Source organism: Bacteroides zhangwenhongii, assembly GCF_009193325.2.
GTDB lineage: Bacteria > Bacteroidota > Bacteroidia > Bacteroidales > Bacteroidaceae > Bacteroides > Bacteroides zhangwenhongii.
This window is the reverse complement of sequence record NZ_CP059856.1, coordinates 2,814,202-2,833,842: the sequence shown is the minus strand read 5'-3', so window position 1 is coordinate 2,833,842 and position 19,641 is coordinate 2,814,202. Positions and strand designations below refer to the sequence as shown.

At 41.7% G+C, this 19,641-nt stretch carries 12 protein-coding genes; 4 read left to right on the top strand and 8 right to left on the bottom strand.

What is annotated here, in order from left to right; translation table 11 throughout:
- Positions 1–9: 9 nt before the first annotated feature.
- The 3 genes from GD630_RS11395 to GD630_RS11385 are packed head-to-tail and all read right to left on the bottom strand — an operon-like array spanning position 10 to position 7,112.
- The gene (locus tag GD630_RS11395; protein WP_143864898.1) at positions 10–1,869 is read right to left on the bottom strand and encodes a DUF5123 domain-containing protein; all 1,860 of its coding nucleotides are present in this window, start codon (positions 1,867–1,869) and stop codon (positions 10–12) included.
- A 21-nt stretch (positions 1,870–1,890) separates the two neighbouring features.
- Complete coding sequence (locus GD630_RS11390) at positions 1,891–3,837, bottom strand: RagB/SusD family nutrient uptake outer membrane protein (RefSeq protein ID WP_143864899.1); 1,947 nt, start codon at positions 3,835–3,837, stop codon at positions 1,891–1,893.
- Positions 3,838–3,854: 17 nt separating this feature from the next.
- The gene (locus GD630_RS11385; protein ID WP_143864900.1) at positions 3,855–7,112 is read right to left on the bottom strand and encodes a SusC/RagA family TonB-linked outer membrane protein; all 3,258 of its coding nucleotides are present in this window, start codon (positions 7,110–7,112) and stop codon (positions 3,855–3,857) included.
- A gap of 542 nt (positions 7,113–7,654) precedes the next feature.
- Between GD630_RS11385 and GD630_RS11380 the strand changes: the two genes are divergently transcribed.
- From GD630_RS11380 to nagB, 3 genes are read left to right on the top strand one after another with little or no spacing between them, the layout of a single operon-like run.
- Entirely contained in the window at positions 7,655–8,626 is a 972-nt protein-coding gene (locus tag GD630_RS11380) for a TIGR01212 family radical SAM protein (RefSeq protein WP_143864901.1), read from the top strand.
- A 10-nt stretch (positions 8,627–8,636) separates the two neighbouring features.
- Entirely contained in the window at positions 8,637–9,833 is a 1,197-nt protein-coding gene (locus GD630_RS11375; RefSeq protein WP_143864902.1) for an FprA family A-type flavoprotein, read from the top strand.
- Between the two features lie 51 nt (positions 9,834–9,884).
- On the top strand, positions 9,885–10,697 hold the full coding sequence (gene nagB, locus GD630_RS11370; RefSeq protein ID WP_007764825.1) for a glucosamine-6-phosphate deaminase: 813 nt from the start codon (positions 9,885–9,887) through the stop codon (positions 10,695–10,697).
- A 100-nt stretch (positions 10,698–10,797) separates the two neighbouring features.
- On the opposite strand, the gene GD630_RS11365 is transcribed toward nagB, so the two are convergent.
- The 4 genes from GD630_RS11365 to GD630_RS11350 all read right to left on the bottom strand — a co-directional run bounded on the left by GD630_RS11365 (position 10,798) and on the right by GD630_RS11350 (position 16,849).
- Positions 10,798–11,412 carry an L-threonylcarbamoyladenylate synthase gene (locus GD630_RS11365; RefSeq protein ID WP_007764827.1) on the bottom strand — a complete coding sequence of 205 codons (615 nt, stop codon included), beginning with the start codon at positions 11,410–11,412 and terminating at the stop codon, positions 10,798–10,800.
- 17 nt (positions 11,413–11,429) lie between these two features.
- Positions 11,430–13,955 (bottom strand): AsmA family protein, encoded by a 2,526-nt coding sequence (locus GD630_RS11360; protein ID WP_143864903.1) that lies wholly within the window; start codon positions 13,953–13,955, stop codon positions 11,430–11,432.
- Positions 13,956–14,038: 83 nt separating this feature from the next.
- Positions 14,039–16,036, bottom strand: coding sequence for a tetratricopeptide repeat protein (locus tag GD630_RS11355; RefSeq protein WP_143864904.1), 1,998 nt, complete (start codon positions 16,034–16,036; stop codon positions 14,039–14,041).
- A 27-nt stretch (positions 16,037–16,063) separates the two neighbouring features.
- Positions 16,064–16,849, bottom strand: coding sequence for a Cof-type HAD-IIB family hydrolase (locus GD630_RS11350; protein ID WP_007764841.1), 786 nt, complete (start codon positions 16,847–16,849; stop codon positions 16,064–16,066).
- 68 nt (positions 16,850–16,917) lie between these two features.
- Here GD630_RS11350 and GD630_RS11345 point away from each other — a divergent pair, with 68 nt between their 5' ends.
- A complete protein-coding gene (locus tag GD630_RS11345) occupies positions 16,918–18,087 on the top strand; it encodes a MalY/PatB family protein (protein ID WP_143864905.1) in 1,170 nt (389 codons plus the stop codon).
- 33 nt (positions 18,088–18,120) lie between these two features.
- Here the strand turns inward: GD630_RS11345 and GD630_RS11340 are convergent, their stop codons facing one another.
- Entirely contained in the window at positions 18,121–19,638 is a 1,518-nt protein-coding gene (locus tag GD630_RS11340; protein WP_143864906.1) for a glycoside hydrolase family 28 protein, read from the bottom strand.
- Between the last annotated feature and the right edge of the window lie 3 nt (positions 19,639–19,641).

Below are 19,641 nucleotides of genomic sequence, written 5' to 3'. Positions count from 1 at the left end.
AATATTATTTTATTTATTCCAGCGTGGATCTCCATAAGCTTTATATTCTGAAGACTGGATAGTGAAATCTCCTTCTGCCGCATTGACAAAGAGGTCTGTAGAACTAATAGGTATGGAGGTTCCCCATGTGTTTTTGGAGCCGAATTTACAATCGCTGGTAGTGTATGTATCATTGGATGTCAGTGTCGGACCCTCATAGCCTTTGGTTGCATCTGTTTTTCCTACAATTGTATTACTGATGGTGATAGTGCCTTCTTTTATTTTATTAGAATCAATAACTGTTTTATCTGCAAGTCCATGGAAAGTACATTGGTTAATAACAATATTTGGTGTGACCATAATACGTATAAAGGAACTGTTGACAGTATTGACGGTTGTTTTTTCAATTTTAATTTGTCCTAAGGTAAGGGTGTGATACAGGCTAGTGGGTGCATCTTTATCATAGGTATTTATTACACTATAATCATTGACGTTTTGTATAATACAATTTCTTATATTGATATTGTCCACTGTGGAGGCAAGTCCTGCATCTTCTCCTAGTTTTTGAAAACGTATCACACCACGTACATCATGGATATTACACTTTTCCAACGTAATGTTTTGTATCGTACATTTTTCTCCAGCATTTAAAATATAACCGGTTTTAGGGCTACTTTCAGTACATTCTATATTATAAAATTCTAATTTTGATAACACAGTACCTGCTTCTATACTAAGGCCTTTAGAAATCAATTTTCCGGGATTATTGGCATCTCTACTGAAAACAGTGAGTGAGGTTATGTTTTTGGAAATTTTACCTTTATCTGAGACATCAATGGATGTTCCAGTAGGCAGTTCCAAAGCAACTTCTCCACTAGCTTCTGTGAGTTGGGAGATAAATTTTTGTGCATCATTGATTATAATGGCATTTTCCGGGTAATTATAAGGTTCTTCTTCTGTTGTGAAGTTTACGTATCCGATAACAGTTCTATTTTTAATAATAGAGAAGGTGTAGAGGGTACTTCCTTTCAAATTATTCGCGGTAAAAGTGGTCGATAGTCCTTCTGTGAAAGGAATAGCACCATCTTTAGTTGGTTCACTACCGGGAATAATAGTATATGAATCTGCTGCTTCATCCCATGTGAATTTTGCGGAATTAGAAGTTATCTTACTTACCGCTACTTCTATCATATCTCCCATGGCGGTAGTTACTTTTATTGTTCCTCTTTTGATTTCACCGTTCAATAATTCAATGGTATAATCTGTCAGACTCGTTAAATCGGTGAAAGTATAAGCAGCCGCTTTTTGTGCAGTAGCATCTAATTGGATCGTTTCATCATATAACTTATCTGTTGTATAGATGCGTAATGCCGTAACCTTGCATCCTTCCATCCAGGAGATATGAATCGAATTTTTTGTAATGTCACCATTTTCTTCAGAGGGTTCATACAACAATTGTTCTTTGACCGTTTTATATGTCTTTTCAGCATATACCCAATTAGACTCTATACCTTGACCTATTGCTTTAATACGAGCATAATAACTAGTTTCCGGAAGTAATTCTTTGATAATGTAAGGGCTGGATGTGATTTTGTCATTTCCATTTCCAAATACCAGACTACCTTCTGCTGTTCCCATTTCTATGTCATCCGATAAAGGAGAAATGCTGATTTCCAAAATATAAGATTTTGCGTCTTTTACACCCTTCCAGGTTACTTCAAACTGAGCAATATTCTCATCCGGAGTTATGCTGAAATTTTTATCTTTAGGACCAAACAGACGATTGGCTGTGACGGTGTCCCAATCATTACCGTCCACGCAGGAGGTAATGCCTAAAATTGAGAAGGACAAGAAAGTCCCTAAGGTAATTATATATTTAAAGTTCTTCATAATTTCTTTCCTTTTTCATGTTTAATTAGAATAACCATAAGAGTTGTGCAGCTTACCATTGGAGGTGGAAATTGTAGTGGAAGCAATGGGTAATAAATAACGGTTACATACAGGTGTGTTCAGACCACTGGAGATAGATTTTAAATTAGTCTCTGTTTGAGTGGTATTCACTTTACCGAAAGCATCTTTATTACCTTCATATGCTTTTTGCTCATCTTTACTGAGTGTACGATCCCATGTGATGGAGGTCATATCGATTTCCTTATATTGCTTCGTACTGTTTTTCTTATAATTGAAATAAACCTTTTCAGGCCACCCGCCTTCGGCAGCTGTTCCTACTTTAGCTAAGTATTCTTTTTTGAATTCATCTATTTTTTTGCTAAGCAGATTCCAACGGATTAATTCGAATTTGCGTACTCCTTCTCCGGCTAGTTCCCAAGCATTTTCTTGTACAATGGCTTCAAAGAATCCCTTATCAGCTATTAATTGATCCAATTGTTGTTTAGCCTGAGCTTGGTTGGTGAAAGCTCTTTGATGTACTTGCAATAAAGCGTCATAAGCTGATATAGTGCATGCTTTACCTGATAAATCAGTTCCGTAACTATTTTGGGTATGTAGGTCCGAAACTACTTCAGCATACATCAGGAGCACTTGTGGGTAACGCATCTTTACTACGTTGATGCCTGAACATATTTTAGCCTTCTCATCACCAGCCAGTACTGCTGCCAGCCATGTAGCATTTCCTGCCATCTTACGATAGTCCCATTTGCCACAGTATATTTCGAAAGGTTTGTTTCCTAATAATTCTTCTGCATATCCGTTCTTTGTTTGTAACTGTGTATTGGCACAAGTCAGATCACGACGGGTATCCTGTGGATCAAATGAATAAAAGAAAGGGGCTGTGAGTTTTAATGTACCGGTAGAATTACCTTTCTTTCCATAATCGGGAGTAGGACCGCTGACACGGAATCCTACAGTGTAACCTAATTCACCGCTTTTGTTTATTCCCATCGGTATCTCGAACAGGTTTTCGGGGGTATTGGTTTGTAACTCTCCGATATTCATTGCTAGCCAATACTCGGCCGGAGTGGCTGTTAACGCATGCTTATTACTATTGATAATGGTAGATAAATGTTTCTCTGCCAATTCGTACATTTTTACACGAGTTTCTTCGTCACAACGTTGGGTAGGATAATTTTCATCAGAGTTTTCTTCGGCTGTCTTATATCCCTCTTTAGCTGTTTCGCGTATGAACCAACCGGCACGTGTAAGAGCTATATTGGCGAGTAAAGCATGGGCGTAGCCGCGTGTGATATGCTCTGTTGTCTGTTCAGAGCCGGCCCATGGAAGGTTAGGTATCGATTCTTCCAAATCGTTGATCAGGTTATCCATGATCTCATCACGGTCTGTTTTCTCCAGATAAGCGTTGCTTAAGTCGGATTGTGAGGTTTCCACTTTGAATGGAACATCACCAAATAAACGTATCAGATCTAGATAAAGCATTGCTCTGAGAGTTTTAGCTTCAGCCTTATAGCGTAACATGTTTTCTCTGTATTCATTTCCTTCTGCCAACAAGGAACTGTTATCTATACCGGCAACAACCAAGTTTGCATCTTCTATAACACCATACATTGCATCCCATATTGTAGCTAAATCTCCCCAACCAGGTGCGGCGTTATAATTCATACACCCCCTTTGGTGACCTGAGTTTGTAGCATTGCTGCCTAGACCGTCAATAAGTTCACAATCTGTATTCAATCCGGCAACAATAGGCATAAATTGAGAGTATGTCTTGTCTTGTGTCAGACCTCCATACACTTTGTTTAAAGCTAATTGTGTGTAATATTCATTGTCGAATACTACTTTATCGCTCATCTCAGAAGGAGAGTCCTGATCTAAAAAATCGGAGCATGCGGTTGATGAAATTAAACCGATAGTCAGAAATAAAGTTCTATATATAAATTTCATAAGTTCAAGCGTTTTTATTAGAAAGTTACGTTAATACCACCTACGAATGTACGGCTTTTAGGATATGCGGCATAATCAATACCTGGATTCATGGCATTCTTCTTACTCATTGTATCGACTTCCGGGTCGGAACCGCTATAGTTGGTCCAGCAGTACAGGTTATATCCTGTCAAGTAAACTCTTACGTTTTCTAAGAACACTTTCTTTACCCAGGATTTAGGAAGGGTATAGCCGATTGTTATGTTGTTGACACGTAAGAACGAGGCATCTTCTACAGCGTAATCATATAAGCGAATCGTAGTAACTGATCCCGGATGGTAGATTTGGGCATTCCGGTTTAACTCATTCAATCGTAAACCTGCGGTCATCATATCACCATAAGCTTCTTTGACCGCAGTGGTTTCAGAAGACAGATTCAGACCTGTGGCAGGGTCGATCCATGTATAACGATTGACTAATGCGAAATCATTATTCAGGTTATAGCCGTTCTTTGAGCCTGTACGGAAAGAGGAAAGCAATTTTGTTCCGTTGACGATAACGTTACCCACTGAGTAATTGAAGAATAAATTGAAATCAAAGTTGCCGACATGACCGTTCAAACCAAAACCACCGGTGACAGGAGCAATTGTATTGCCCAAACGCTCTTTGATAGGATCACCATTCTCATCACATTTTAATTTGAGTCCTCCCGGATAATAGGCACCTCCTGTGACGGTAGCACTGTTGTCTTTGAGTCCTTCACGTGTGGTCCACCCACCGCTTTGCCACACCAATTCTCCGCTTGGATTTGTTTTGGGGTCATATACGGTGTAGAAACCATTGGCTCTATATCCCCAAATCTCACCTAAACGTCCTCCTTCTTCTACCCGGAAGTTTTCATATTGGGAAATATTGCTGCCTACCCATTTGTAGTCTTGCCATGGGCTGTCTGTATTTAACTCATCAATATGACTGCGATTATATGCTAGATTCAAATTAAAATTCAGACCGAATTTTTTTGTGTCGATCAATACTGTGTTAATAGTGAATTCGACACCTTTATTAGATGTTTTACCGAAGTTCTGGTATTGATATTTGTAACCTGTGCTAGACGGTATTTCCGTTTGCATAAGCAAATCTTTGGTTGTATTCCAATAGAGGTCGATAGTACCTGAAATACGGTTGTTCCAAAATCCATAATCGATACCGAAGTTACGCGTCAGGGTTGTTTCCCATTTTAAGTCGGGGTTATATAGGTTAGTACCGCGTTCCAGCATGGTAGCAATTGTTTCATTGAAAAATGGTGCACGTGCTGTATTGTCAGATAAGGAGAATGTAGTAGCCAGTAAGCCGGATTTGATACGGTTATTACCGGCAGAACCAAAGCTTAGACGTAATTTCAGAGAAGACAACCATTCTTTTGTGTTGTTCATGAAAGCTTCGTCAGAAACTCGCCATGCGAATGCTGCGGAAGGGAATATGCCCCATTGGTTACCTTTTCCGAATTTGCTGGAACCATCACTACGCATTGTAACAGTTAACAAATATTTGTCCATCATAGTGTAGTTGACACGTCCGAAGAAAGATAGCATATTTTCTTTGGCGCCAATAGTAGATTGGTTGGCTAGTGCTGTTCCGGCTCCCATATTGGCTCTCATATCGTCGAATCCCATTGAAGTAGGAAAAGCAACGGATACATTTTCGATAGATTTTTTTTGGCTGCTGCTTACTTCATGACCAATGAGAATATTTAATCTGTCACGACCGTTAAACAGTTTTTTGTTTTCATAAGTCAGTGTGTTGGCATTACGCCAATTTTTGGTTGTTTCTCTTAATAAATAAGCCTGTGGGCGTCCGTTATAACCATATTTAGAGTTGGATACGGCATCTGTACTCCAATATTGTTCGGTATCGTCGTATTTCCATCCGTAACCGAATTCAGAACGGAAAGTGAAATTTTTAAAAGGCTTCCAATTTAATCCGATATTGTAGTTTTGGTTGAAAGTGGAGCGGACTTTATCTGTTGCTACCAAACGTTCCAATGGGGTAGCGCCGGAAGAATTATTTTCTTCATCTTCTAATTCACTGCTCAGCGGATCGACAGGCTTGTATGTGATAGCATTGGCTACTGTTGAGTTGGCAGCATTGGTATCATTTGTGTCTGCACCACCACTCAGACCGTTGATTGAAGAATAAGTCAGACGGGCGTTGAAGTCTAAAGTCATCCATTTATTCAATTCTGCATTGATTTTGGCATTTACATTATCTTTATTGAATCCGGAACCGAGCATGATACTTTTTTCTTCATTATGAGCATAACTGACGCTATATTTAATCTGTTTGCTGCCACCACTTACGTTTATATTGTATTGTTGCTGGTTACCTGTACGTCCGAACATCTCGTCTTGATAATCTGTTCCTTCTGCGGATTTCCAGAGATCCATATCCGAATAATTACCAAAATCATCCGATGTGTTGAATTCTGTCTGGTAAGCAACGTAATCATAAGGACTTAATACTTTGGTTAATTTTGCAACCTTTTTTATACCAAAAGATGCATTGAAGTCCACCTGTGTTTTACCTTCTTTGCCGCTTTTAGTTGTGACAATAATTACACCATTTGCACCACGTGCACCATAAATAGCCGTAGAGGATGCATCTTTTAATACATCAATACTTTGGATCTCTGATGGTGCAATATCGCTTATACTTGAAACCGGAAATCCATCGACTATATAAAGAGGTGAATTGTCCTGTGATAGAGAACCACCTCCACGTACCCGGATTTTTATGTCTGCATCGGGAGAACCTTCTGTAGTCGTAATATTAACACCGGCAAGCTTTCCTGTAAGGGCTTCGGTTGCGCTTGATACAGGAACTACAGTTAAATCTTTGGAGTTGACAGAAGCTACGGACCCTGTTAAGTCTCTTTTATTTACCGTTCCATAACCGATAACTACAACTTCATCCAAAGCTTGTGAGTCATCTTTCATTGTTACATTGATGGATTTTCTGCCTTGAAGGGCGATTTCTTGTGTTTTCATACCTATGTATGAAATCACTAGTGTCTTTTTACCATCCACTTTAATCGAAAAGTTACCATCCAAATCTGTAATCGTACCGTTGGTCGTATTACCTTTTTCTACAACGGATGCTCCGATAATTGGTTCTCCGTTTGTGTCTTTCACATTACCTTTTACGGTAATCGTTTGCGCAGATACGCTGAGCGATATTGCTGAAAATAGTATTAGCAATAAGGAGCGCATGTTTTTCACTTTGTTAGACATTCTTCGCATATTTATTAATTAATGGTTATTTGTTTAAATCTATGTCAACTGTTTTTTAGTTAATTCATCGCTACAAAAGTATATGAATGTAAACATAGATATGTGCAATAATTGTTTTTCACCTTGTATTTTTTGTTATTTAGCTATTGTCTGGTGGATTATTTGTTATTGGAAGGTATAATATCAATCGATTTATCATCAAATGTTGGGAGAAGAGTAATAAAACTGTTATTGATGAATTAAAAAATCCTCTCCATATTCTTATTTGGAATATAGAGAGGATAATTTTATTGACGAGAGTTGCATGGGGTATGGTGAGATGAAATCATAATTGGGGAATAAATTGCACAAGACTTTCACAAGTATCCTCCCGTCAATGCCTAAAATCATGGCAAAACTAATTAAATACTTTTTTGAATCGCAATATTTATTAATTTATCTTATGGTAATTATGAAATATTTAATATATTGAAGATATTTTGCACTAACTTTCTGTAACTCACTGATTTTTCTTATGTTTGCCGATTAAATACTAAAAGAAGGGAATAAATATGTCCACACCTATATTATATAATGACTTTCCAACGTTTTTAAGGAAATACTTTTCTTATAAAGTACAGAAGATATCATTGAATGCCGGGTTCACGTGTCCTAACCGGGATGGAACGAAAGGGTGGGGAGGCTGTACATATTGTAACAATCAAACTTTTAATCCCGATTACTGTCGGACGGAGAAGTCCATTACTACTCAGTTGCAGGAAGGAAAATACTTTTTTGCACACAAATATCCGGAGATGAAGTATTTAGCCTATTTTCAAGCATACACAAATACGTATGCGGAGTTGGAGGGGCTAAAACGCAAATATGAAGAAGCTCTAAAGGTTGACGGTGTTGTAGGGCTAGTGATTGGAACCCGACCGGATTGTATGCCGGAAGGACTGTTGCATTATCTGGAAGAACTGAATAAACATACTTTCCTCATGGTAGAATATGGTATAGAAAGTACTTGTGATAAAACTTTGCAACGTATCAACCGTGGGCATACGTATGCGGAAACAGTGGAGGCTGTAGAACGAACGGCTGCCTGTGGTATTCTGACAGGTGGGCATATTATTCTTGGACTTCCGGGAGAAACGCGTGAAACGATGGTGGAGCAAGCCGGAATCCTTTCCCAATTGCCTCTATCTACCCTTAAAATTCATCAGTTACAGTTAATTCGGGGTACTCGAATGGCGCATGAGTACGCTGAAGCTCCGAACGATTTCCATCTGTTTACGGAAGTGGACGAATACATTGATCTGGTAATCGATTATATAGAACACCTCCGACCTGATATGGTGGTGGAACGTTTTGTTTCTCAATCTCCTAAAGAATTATTAATAGCACCGGATTGGGGATTGAAAAATTATGAATTTGTGGCACGTTTACAAAAAAGAATGAAAGAAAGAGGTGCTTATCAAGGCAAGAAGTATAAGGATTCGGAAAAAAGGATTATTTTTGCAGATGATAAGTTTACCACTTAATAACTGAAGAATGGAACATAAAACAAGAATTAAAGGAAATGTCCACTATGTGGGAGTAAATGACCGTAACAAACACCGGTTTGAAGCGATGTGGCCATTGCCCTATGGAGTTTCATATAACTCTTATCTGATTGATGATGAAATGGTGGCATTGGTGGATACGGTAGATATCTGTTATTTTGAAGTCTACTTGCGTAAAATAAAGCAGGTGATTGGCGAACGTCCCATCAATTATTTGATTATAAATCACATGGAACCGGATCATTCCGGCTCTATCCGATTGATAAAGCAACATTACCCGGAAATTATTATTGTGGGTAATAAGCAGACCTTTGGTATGATTGAAGGCTTCTACGGAGTGACTGGCGAACAGTATCTGGTGAAGGATGGGGATTTCTTAGCTTTAGGACATCACAAACTGCGATTTTATATGACTCCGATGGTGCATTGGCCTGAAACGATGATGACCTTTGATGAAACGGAAGGAATTCTTTTCTCCGGTGACGGATTCGGCTGCTTTGGTACATTGGATGGCGGTTTTCTGGATACTGGCATGAATGTAGACAGATATTGGGGAGAAATGGTACGTTATTATTCAAATATTGTCGGTAAGTATGGAAGCCCTGTACAAAAGGCTTTGCAAAAACTGGGCGGACTTCCTATTTCTGCTATCTGCTCTACTCACGGACCCGTATGGACCGAGAATATTGCCAAAGTGATTGGTGTCTATGACAGACTGAGCCGTTATGATGCGGATGAAGGTGTGGTGATTGTGTACGGAAGTATGTATGGAAATACGGAACAAATGGCTGAGGCTATCGCTGCAGAGCTTTCGGCACAAGGAATCAAAAATATAGTCATGCACAATGTGACGAAGAGCCATCCTTCTTATATCATAGCAGATATTTTCCGTTATAAAGGATTAATCATCGGTTCGCCTACTTACAGCAATCAGCTATTCCCCGAAGTAGATGCGTTGCTTTCAAAGATTCTGTTGCGTGAGGTGAAAGGTCGCTATTTAGGTTACTTCGGTTCCTTTACATGGGCAGGTGCTGCTGTGAAACGCCTGGCTGAATTTGCTGAAAAGAGCAAATTCGAGTTAGTGGGCGATCCTGTGGAGATGAAGCAGGCGATGAGGGATATCACTTATACTCAGTGCGAAAATCTGGCACGAGCAATGGCGGACCGCTTGAAGAAAGACCGATAAAACAGTGAATGAGATATTAATTTATTAACTAACCTATAAAACAATCGACTTATGAGATTAATTATTCAACCGGACTATCAGTCTGTGTCTCAGTGGGCTGCACATTATGTTGCTGCAAAAATAAAAGCTGCTAATCCAACTCCTGAAAAACCATTTGTATTAGGATGTCCTACCGGTTCTTCCCCACTTGGAATGTATAAGGCTTTGATCGACCTGAATAAGAAGGGCATTGTTTCTTTCCAGAATGTCGTAACGTTCAATATGGATGAGTATGTAGGTTTACCGAAGGAACATCCGGAAAGCTACTATTCTTTTATGTGGAATAACTTCTTCAGCCATATTGACATTAAACCGGAGAATACAAATATTTTGAACGGTAACGCTCCTGATTTGGATGCGGAATGTGCACGTTATGAAGAGAAGATTAAATCATACGGTGGCATAGACCTGTTTATGGGTGGTATCGGTCCTGACGGGCATATTGCTTTCAACGAACCGGGATCCTCGCTGACTTCACGCACTCGTCAGAAAACATTGACAATGGATACAATTATCGCTAACTCCCGTTTCTTTGACAATGATATCAATAAAGTGCCTAAGACTTCATTGACAGTGGGAGTCGGTACTGTGCTTTCCGCAAAGGAAGTGATGATTATCGTTAATGGCCATAACAAGGCACGTGCTTTGTATCATGCGGTAGAAGGAGCTATCACTCAGATGTGGACTATCAGTGCTCTGCAGATGCACGAAAAGGGTATCATCGTGTGTGACGATGCTGCTACGGTAGAACTGAAAGTAGGTACCTATCGTTACTTTAAAGACATTGAATCCGCTCATCTGGATCCGGAGTCTTTGATTAAGTAAGAAGTGGAATATACTCTATAAAAACGGGCTGCAATCAATTCAACGTTGATGCAGCCCGTTTTCTATATGAACAATCAGAGTATGAACAATTATAAATGGTTCAATTCTCCTCCAGCCAGCCTTTTCCCTGACGCACGATTTCCGGTTCGTTTTCTGTGCATTTTACGACAGTTGACGGCTCTATGCCTCCGATACCTCCATCAATAACAAGATCCACGATATCTCCGAACTTTTCGTCTATAAGTTCCGGATCGGTCATATACTCCAAGTCCTCGTTTTCCTCATGAGGCAGGGTGGTAGTCATGATGGGAGCGTCCAGCAGCCGTGCTATCTCTCGGATAATATGATTGTCCGGCATACGGATACCTACTTCTTTTCGGTTACGGAAAATCTTAGGCAACCGGTTTGTTCCGTTCAGAATAAAGGTGAATGGTCCCGGAAGGTTATGCTTCATAAGCTTAAATACATTATTGTCGACTTTGGCATATTCGCTGATACTGCTCAGGTCATAGCAGATAATTGACAAATTATTCTTGCGCGGATCTATCTCCTTAATACGACATATCCGTTCTATCGCACGTTCTTTCAAACCATGACAACCGATAGCATACATCGTGTCGGTGGGATAGATGATAAGTCCGCCATCATTCAGGATATCAATGATTCGTTGTAAATCCTGCGGGTTATTATTTTTATCATATAGCTTCAGAAGCATAACCTTTTTCTCCTTTTTTATTTGAGTTTCTTCTTTAAGAAATCCAGTGCTTTCTCTGCCGCCTTTTCCGTCACTTTCTGCTTGACAGAATCTTTATTGGCGGTAGCGGCTGAATCCAGACCTAGTTTTTGTCCCAGTTTGCTGATAGCCTCGTCGGCTACGGCCTCAACAGCCTGACTTGCCATGCTCTTTGTATCAACACTGACTTTAGGAGAGGTAAACGAGCCTCCGATCTTCAAGTCGAGGGTCATCAGTTTGGAAATGTTACCGGCAGAAGCGGGCAGCTTGATCTTTCCTGTATAATCGATGGTTTGGTCGAGCCCTGTACTACCTGAAAGATTCAAGTTGTAATCACCCATCTTGATATCAAACGGTTTTGTTTCCACACGTCCGTCTTTGATAGTGAAATCCAGCGTCATATCTTTCACTTTCATTTCCTTCAGGCTCGGCTGCTTCACAGCGTCGGCAATCTGGTCAATCGCTTTTACTCCACTCAGGCTAAGGTCGCGGGTGGAGAGGCTGCCGTCCCCTTGCATTGTGTCCAATACAGGGCTCATAGTTGCGTCCAGATCAGTCAATACATTGATACTGCCGGAGAAATTACCTTTCAGGTTTTCAAAGATAGGAGCCATCTTCTGTACCATATCCAGTTCTTTGTAAGCCTGTGCGAAAACGATATTCGACAGTTTGAATCCGGCTTTCATCTCCGGTTTCTTCACGTTGGCGGTAGAATAATATCCATTCATTACTACATTTCCTCCCATTGTATTCATGGAAAGGTTTTTCATGTCTACCTTACCGTCTTTCACAATGAGTTTGCCATTCATGTTGTTGAAGGCCATCTTATCGAACAATACTTCTTTCAGATTTGCGTCCATTTGGAAGTCAATGTTACGGGGGACTTCAAAGATTCCGGTTGAAGTAGCAACCGAGTCTGTTGTGGCTGTATTCGGTGTTGCGGCTGTTTCTTCGGCAGAATCACCCATGAAATCATTCAAATTAAAATGATTGGAGCGAATGTTCAGATTTCCCTTCAAGGTAGTTCCTTTCAGTACATATCCGATATAGTTCTCGAAGCGGCTATCGGCTGTGATATCATTCTTTCCGATATTGACGGTCGTTTCGCTCAACTGAAGATACTTCGGAGTAAAAGTGAAAAGGGATTTCTGGATTTCTACATCCGGCATATCTTTCATCTGAAGTTTCATGCCTGTCAATCCGATCGTACCGGCAGCCTGTATATGTTCATATTGTTCCTTTTCTATATAAGAAAGACGGCCGGACATCTGCATATCGGCATTGATCGTCCCATTCAGCTCCATATCACCGAGTGGATACACTTGTTTGATCATACCTAAATTAAGGATGCCCTTTGCTTCCGCTTTAAAGTCCGGGTCGCTGATTGGAGTTTTCACGTTGGCAGTCAGACTGAACGGATTTCCTGCTAGACGGAAGCTGAACGGATTGATGGTAACGGTAGTCAAGTCAATATTTCCTCCCGGATTCTGAACATTGGCGCTGATGTTGATTTGATCTACACCAGCCGGCAGAGCCGGATAGCGGAACATGGCATTCTTGACCTGCATATCGATATTGAATGCGGGTACGGTATCTCCCTGCAGAACGCCTTTGGCAGTAGCAGTCAGAGTAGCAGTCCCGTCAGTTTTCAGACTTGAGAACTCAGTAGCATAGATAGCCGGAATCAATGAAAGAATTTCTTTAAACCCGATATCATTCGTATTAAGTTTCAAATCCATGTCAATAGCGGGATCTTGTAGGGCAACCCAGCCGTCAATACCTGCCTGAATGGCATTAAGGCGGATAGTATTATCCTTCAATGTATATTTATTATTGGCTAAGTCGGCGTCTATATCCATTTTAGCGGAAATATTGGCATTTGCCAAGAAAGGAATGCCGTTCATCTTGTAAGTCAAAGATTGGGTTTCCGCTTCCAGTTGCAATGTGGTACGGTCACTTCCCAAATCGCCGGAACAAACGGCATTGAAGTCGCGGATGTCAGCATACATTTTTCCTTGCTGATCGTCATAAACCAAGTTCATGTTTTTGATGACAAACTGTTGTAGCTTCACCTTGAAAGGAGAAGATTCCTCTTCTGCCATAGGTGTTTCCTCTGTTGCTGTGGTGTCCGGCTTCATGATATCCCAGTTCACTTGCCCGTCCGGCAATACAATAGCGTGCAGCCGGGTATCTTCAATGAAGATTTTAGAAATATCATAGCCACTATCTCCGAAAAGTGAAAATAGATTGATAGCTGCGGTAACCTCTCCGGCTTGTACGAGAGTATCGTTAACGAATTCTCCTGTACCTTTCAGCCAGAAATCTTCGAGTGTGACAGAAGCCTGTGGAAAGTTGCGGAACAGGCTAATGTTAAGTCTCTCAAAATCAAATTGTGCATTAAGCATTTTGTTGCCTTCTGTTTTTACGATATCGGCTATCTTACCTTGGAAGGCGAAAGGGAGAAGGAGCATGAGGATGATAATAACTCCTACAGTGATAGCTGCGATTTTCAAACCTTTTTTCATTTACTTTTATTTTAAGAGTTTGACGAATATACAAGAGACAAAACTAATAAAACTTTTTGATAATAAAGGATAAAAGGAGAGTTTTATGATTTCTTTTTCCTTAGTTCTTCCGCAATTCTCCATTGCAGTGCAGCTTCTCCTTCTTTTCCTGCTTTTATCAGTGCATCTCCGAAAAGTTCGTGCGCGCCTGCGTGTTCCGGTTTCAGACTGGTGGCTTTATCCAAATCGGCAATAGCCCCTTCCGTATTTTCAAGTTTCAGACGGAGTTTTCCCCGGTTATAGACAGCTTTGAAGTTGGCGGGATGGAGGCTTACGGCAGTATTGAAGCAGTTTTCCGCATCAAAATATTCTTTATTATTAAAGAGGGTAATCCCCTTTCGTATCCAGGCGTCCACATAATTGGGATCGAGGCTGAGCGCTTTGTCATAATTGGCAATGGCAGCTCGCGCATCGTGGGCTTGGGTAATACATTCGTTACCCATCAATAAATATTCATGAGCATATTGCCGCAGACGCTCCTGCTGTTCCTGTAATTGTTCCTTGAGTCTCCTGTTCTGTTCTTTCAGCGTATTGATGATACCCAGTTTGCGACGGATCAGCCGACGGGGAACAGGCTTTTCTATATCATAACGGGAATGAATAGCACGGAAGAATTGTTCCAAGCATTCCTCCATGTCTCCTTTGTCGAAAGCACGTGCGGCGGCAACATATTGTACGTCGGCCTGTGCTTGTTTCAAAGCCTTGTCAATAGCCTGACGATTATTAAACCGTCCGGCAAAGTTCACAATCTCGGGCCGGACGAAAACATCTGCCCGGCTGATGGGCTTTTTAAGCTGAATCCCCTCCAGAGAAGTGCACCGGCTGAGTGCCACGTATGCTTGCCCTCCGGCAAATACACCACCTGTGAAATCGATGACTACCCGGCTGAAAGTGAGCCCCTGACTCTTATGAACAGTTATCGCCCAAGCCAGCCGAATGGGATATTGAGTAAAGCTGCCCAATACCTCTTCTTCTATTTCTTTGGTCTTTTCATTGTAACGGTAGCGGATGTTCCGCCATGATTCCCGTTTTACATCACATTCTTTTCCGTCATCGGTGATAACGTATATCGTTTCTTCTTCCTCATCAATTCCGGATATGACACCGATCGTTCCATTCACCCATCGGCGGTCGAAATCGTTTTTGATAAAGATAATCTGGGCACCGGGTTTGAGTACAAGTTCTTGCGAGGTAGGCAGGCTGCTTTCGGGAAAGTCTCCTTCGATAACTCCCTCGAAAGTGATTGGATCTCCCGGCAGTTCCGCCAACTTCTTCTCATTGATAGAGTCTACTGTATCCCGTCTTGTAGCAAGAGTGATGTACATATCGGCTTCCGATTCCTCAATCTGGCTCCCGTATCGGGTATTCAGCAGTTGCAGATCGGCTGCTCCGGCCGTATTCGTACGGATATGGTCGAGAACGCTGACAAAAACAGGATCGGTCTGTCTGTATACTTTCTGAAGCTCGATGGATACCAAGTCTATCTGACCGAATACTCGTGCGGAGAAGAAATAGGGAGTAGGATAGAAGCGGTTCAATATATCCCGTTCATCGTTCTTTACGACCGGTTCTAATTGAAAAACATCACCCACCAATAACAGCTGCTTTCCACCGAAAGGTTCGCGTAAGTTATGAGAATATACACGCAGAATACGGTCGATTGCATCAATAATATCCGCCCGTACCATTGAAATTTCGTCGATAATCACCAGTTCTATCTGTTCCAGTAACTTTCGATGCGGTTTCGTATATTTAAAGAATTCGTGGATGCGTCCCCGTTGGAGACTGAGATTCGGGTCATCCGGCGGCAGTGGATGAAAAGGCAGTTTGAAGAAACTATGCATCGTACTTCCTCCGGCATTGATGGCGGCAATACCTGTCGGAGCAAGTACAACATATTTCTTCTTGGTGTTTTCGCAGACGTAACGCAAGAATGTAGATTTCCCTGTACCCGCCTTTCCGGTTAGAAAAACAGATTGGCGTGTATATTGAATCAGGTTCAAGGCATCTTGAAACTCTGCGTTGTTAGTGTCTACGCTCATGTTGATAAATAGAGTAAATCCCCCTTGTTAAATAATTCCGAAATGTTTCATCGCTTTGCTGATACCATCCTCGTCGATCGGAGCCGTTACGTAATCGGCGGCAGCTTTTACGTCCTTTTCAGCTTGCCCCATAGCCACGCCGATAGCAGCATGACGGAGCATGCTGATGTCGTTTCCCCCATCTCCGAATGCCATCGTGTCTTCCAGTCTGATATCAAAATAACGGATTATTTCGTCTATGCCTTTTTGTTTGGTATCTCCTTTGGCGGTTATATCGGCAAAGGCGGGATACCAACGGCCTATCTCGCAAGTTGGGATTGACGGGCGGATTTCTCTTTCTTCTTCCTCCGTAATGAAAGGAGTCATTTGTATAATCTCCTTGCCGGTCGCTTCTGCAAAAGAGACGGTCGGGATAACATCCACGTGTAGGAAATCATAAAAAATCTTCTTTACCATCTCGTTGGGCTGGCAAACGGAAATATGATGTTCCTCTACAAAAATGCAGGGTACTCCTTTCTTTTCGCAGAAATCTCCCATTGCTTTTACCTCTTCCTGGGGGATGGCGTTCTTATAAATAACTTGTTCTCCGACAAAACAATAGGCTCCGTTCATCGTGATGTATCCATCAATGAGATTCCGCTTCTGTAGCTCGGAGAGATTGTTGATAATGGCTTTCGGACGTCCGGTAGCGATAAATATTTTATGTCCTTTCGCATGGGCGGCTTCCAGAGCCTCGATAGTGGAAGACGGGATACGGTGAGTATGGAAGCTGACCAGTGTACCGTCTATATCAAAAAATAAAGCTTTCGTCATAGATTCCTTTTTGAATTGAAGACAAAAGTACTACTTTTGTCTCATATAACATAAAAACATCATGCAGTATGAACTATAATTTTGATGAAATAATAAACCGTAACGGTACGGATTCCGTAAAATGGGATGGAGTGGAAGGCCGTTGGGGACGCAATGACCTGATTCCTATGTGGGTAGCCGATATGGATTTCCGTACGGCTCCGTTTGTGATAGAGGCTTTGAAAAAGAGGTTGGAGCATGAAGTGCTGGGATATACATTCGCCTGTAAGGAATGGGCGGCTTCCATTATCCATTGGTTGAAAGAACGTCACGGATGGTCGGTCACCGAAGAAATGCTGACGTTTACTCCCGGCATTGTTCGCGGGTTGGCTTTTGCTATCCACTGTTTCACGGAAAAAGGAGATAAAGTGATGGTAATGCCGCCTGTCTATCATCCTTTTTTCCTTGTGGCGCAGAAAAATGAACGCGAAGTTGTATTCAGCCCGTTAGTATTGAGGGACGGACAGTATTACATTGATTTCGACCGTTTCCGCCGGGATGTACAAGGTTGTAAAATACTGATTTTAAGTAATCCTCATAATCCGGGCGGACGAGTATGGACGAAAGAGGAACTTTCGCAGATTGCTGATATTTGTCAGGAAAGCGGTACTTTGGTTATCTCCGATGAGATTCATGCAGACCTGACTTTGCCACCTTATAAACATCCCACTTTTGCTTTGACTTCAGAAAAAGCACGGATGAACTCACTTGTCTTTATGTCTCCGAGCAAGGCTTTCAATATGCCGGGACTGGCAAGCTCTTATGTAATCATCGAAAATGAGGAACTTCTTCAACGCTTCCGTACCTACATGGAAGCGAGTGAATTTTGTGAAGGCCATCTGTTTGCCTATCTGAGTGTGGCGGCGGCTTATAGCCATGGCACGGAATGGCTGGATCAGGTGATAGCATATATCAAAGGCAATGTAGACTTTACCGAAAACTATCTGCGGGAACACATTCCTGTCGTCAAGATGATTCGTCCGCAGGCTTCCTATCTTATCTTTTTGGATTGTCGGGGGCTGGGATTGAATCAAGAGAGTTTGAATCGCCTGTTTGTAGAAGGAGCGCATCTGGCACTGAATGACGGAACAACATTCGGCAAGGAGGGCGAAGGCTTTATGCGGTTAAATGTTGCCTGCCCGCGTGCTACATTGGAACAGGCATTAAAGCAGTTGGAACGAGCAGTCAATAATGGATAAGAACTTTATCGGATATCTGACTGCCCTTGTCCGTTACAGGTGTTCGGCAGTTCTGTTGTCAGAATTTGTCGGATTGGCGTAACTGAACTGAATATTGCTTTGTTCATTTTCTTTCAGTTCCATATCGTTTCTGTTTTTGGCATACAATGTAATGTCAGATAAATTAAAGTTTCTCGTATAACATATTTTTCCGGGACTGTTTGTCGTTGCCTTGATGGCATGGAGATAGAAATTCTCCAAGCGTAAGGAGTCGTTCCATCCGGAAGCAGAGATAAATTCATTTACGTTTTCTGCTTTTACATCAGACAGATACACGTTCCGGAAATGTGGATATCCTTTTTCCGGCGGATTAACGGGAGTCAGCATTACTTTCCAATGCTCGGGAATTTCTTTGCCTTCATATTCTTTAGGCAGGACGCTGTAGCTGTAATTGGGATTCCAGTTTAGATCCGCCGCCAGAACCTGTTGCACATTCTTAGCATTGATTCGGGTCATGTAGATGTTTTCGACCGTTCCTCCGCGATTCATGGCGCTTTTCAGTCGCAGTACCGTAGAAGTTCCTTCTGCATCCAGATTGTATCCTAATATATTACGGATATTTCCTGAAGTCTCACTTCCGCAAGTGATGAGGCCGGCGCCTTTGCGGGCTATACAGTTACGTATCACAATTTTTTCGGTAGGACGGTTCACCCGCAGGCCATCTGCGTCTCGTCCGGATTTGATGCAGATATTATCATCATTGCAATCTATGTCGCAATTTTCAACTAATACATGGGTGGATGAGTCGATGTCGATGCCATCCGTACTGGGACCGTGTCCTCCGATATTATTATTGATTGTTAATCCGTTGATGGTGCAATGGTCGGAATAAAGAATCTGACATCCCCAGAAACCGGTACGCATTAAAGTGAATCCGCTTAATGTGATATCCGAGCTGCGTTCAACGAGGATTCCCCGTACACGTTTGCAGTCATAGTCGACAATCCAGCGCAGTCCTTTCGCCTCATATTCTTTCCTCATTTCCCAGTATTTATCCCAAAATACCTTTCCCCGACAGTCCAGTGTACCTTCTCCGCTGATAGATGCGTTTTTCTCATCTATGATATTGATAACTGCCGATGGCCATATCATTTCGATTCCTGCAACTCTTGAACGGAATTCCGGATAATGGTGAATTTGAGGACTGGCCAGTAAAGTCACACCCTTGTCCAAATGGAGGTTTACTCCGCTTTTGATAAAGAGTGCCCCTGTCTGATAATATCCCGGTTGGAGAGTGACGGTTCCCCCGCCGGAGACGGCACAACTGTCGATTGCTTTTTGTATAGCTGTTGTACTGAGTACAGTACTGTCTGCTACCGCACCTAAAGAATTGGCAGATAGGGTTATATGATTGATAGGTTCTTGCCGGCTACCGACACTGTCAACCCATGATAAATCAGGCTGTTGCGGAAGTGCTCCCCATTGGAAGTCTTTTCCGGTTTGTTTGGCAGGAGTGCATGCGATAAGCAATGCCCCTGTTATAAATAGAGAAAGTATACCTTTATTTTTCATATA

Bases quoted from the DNA above. Each gene is read 5' to 3' on its own strand.
- GD630_RS11395 (WP_143864898.1), bottom strand. From the start codon at position 1,869: ATGAAGAACTTTAAATATATAATTACCTTAGGGACTTTCTTGTCCTTC.
- GD630_RS11390 (WP_143864899.1), bottom strand. From the start codon at position 3,837: ATGAAATTTATATATAGAACTTTATTTCTGACTATCGGTTTAATTTCA.
- GD630_RS11385 (WP_143864900.1), bottom strand. From the start codon at position 7,112: ATGCGAAGAATGTCTAACAAAGTGAAAAACATGCGCTCCTTATTGCTA.
- GD630_RS11380 (WP_143864901.1), top strand. From the start codon at position 7,655: ATGTCCACACCTATATTATATAATGACTTTCCAACGTTTTTAAGGAAA.
- GD630_RS11375 (WP_143864902.1), top strand. From the start codon at position 8,637: ATGGAACATAAAACAAGAATTAAAGGAAATGTCCACTATGTGGGAGTA.
- nagB (WP_007764825.1), top strand. From the start codon at position 9,885: ATGAGATTAATTATTCAACCGGACTATCAGTCTGTGTCTCAGTGGGCT.
- GD630_RS11365 (WP_007764827.1), bottom strand. From the start codon at position 11,412: ATGCTTCTGAAGCTATATGATAAAAATAATAACCCGCAGGATTTACAA.
- GD630_RS11360 (WP_143864903.1), bottom strand. From the start codon at position 13,955: ATGAAAAAAGGTTTGAAAATCGCAGCTATCACTGTAGGAGTTATTATC.
- GD630_RS11355 (WP_143864904.1), bottom strand. From the start codon at position 16,036: ATGAGCGTAGACACTAACAACGCAGAGTTTCAAGATGCCTTGAACCTG.
- GD630_RS11350 (WP_007764841.1), bottom strand. From the start codon at position 16,849: ATGACGAAAGCTTTATTTTTTGATATAGACGGTACACTGGTCAGCTTC.
- GD630_RS11345 (WP_143864905.1), top strand. From the start codon at position 16,918: ATGAACTATAATTTTGATGAAATAATAAACCGTAACGGTACGGATTCC.
- GD630_RS11340 (WP_143864906.1), bottom strand. From the start codon at position 19,638: ATGAAAAATAAAGGTATACTTTCTCTATTTATAACAGGGGCATTGCTT.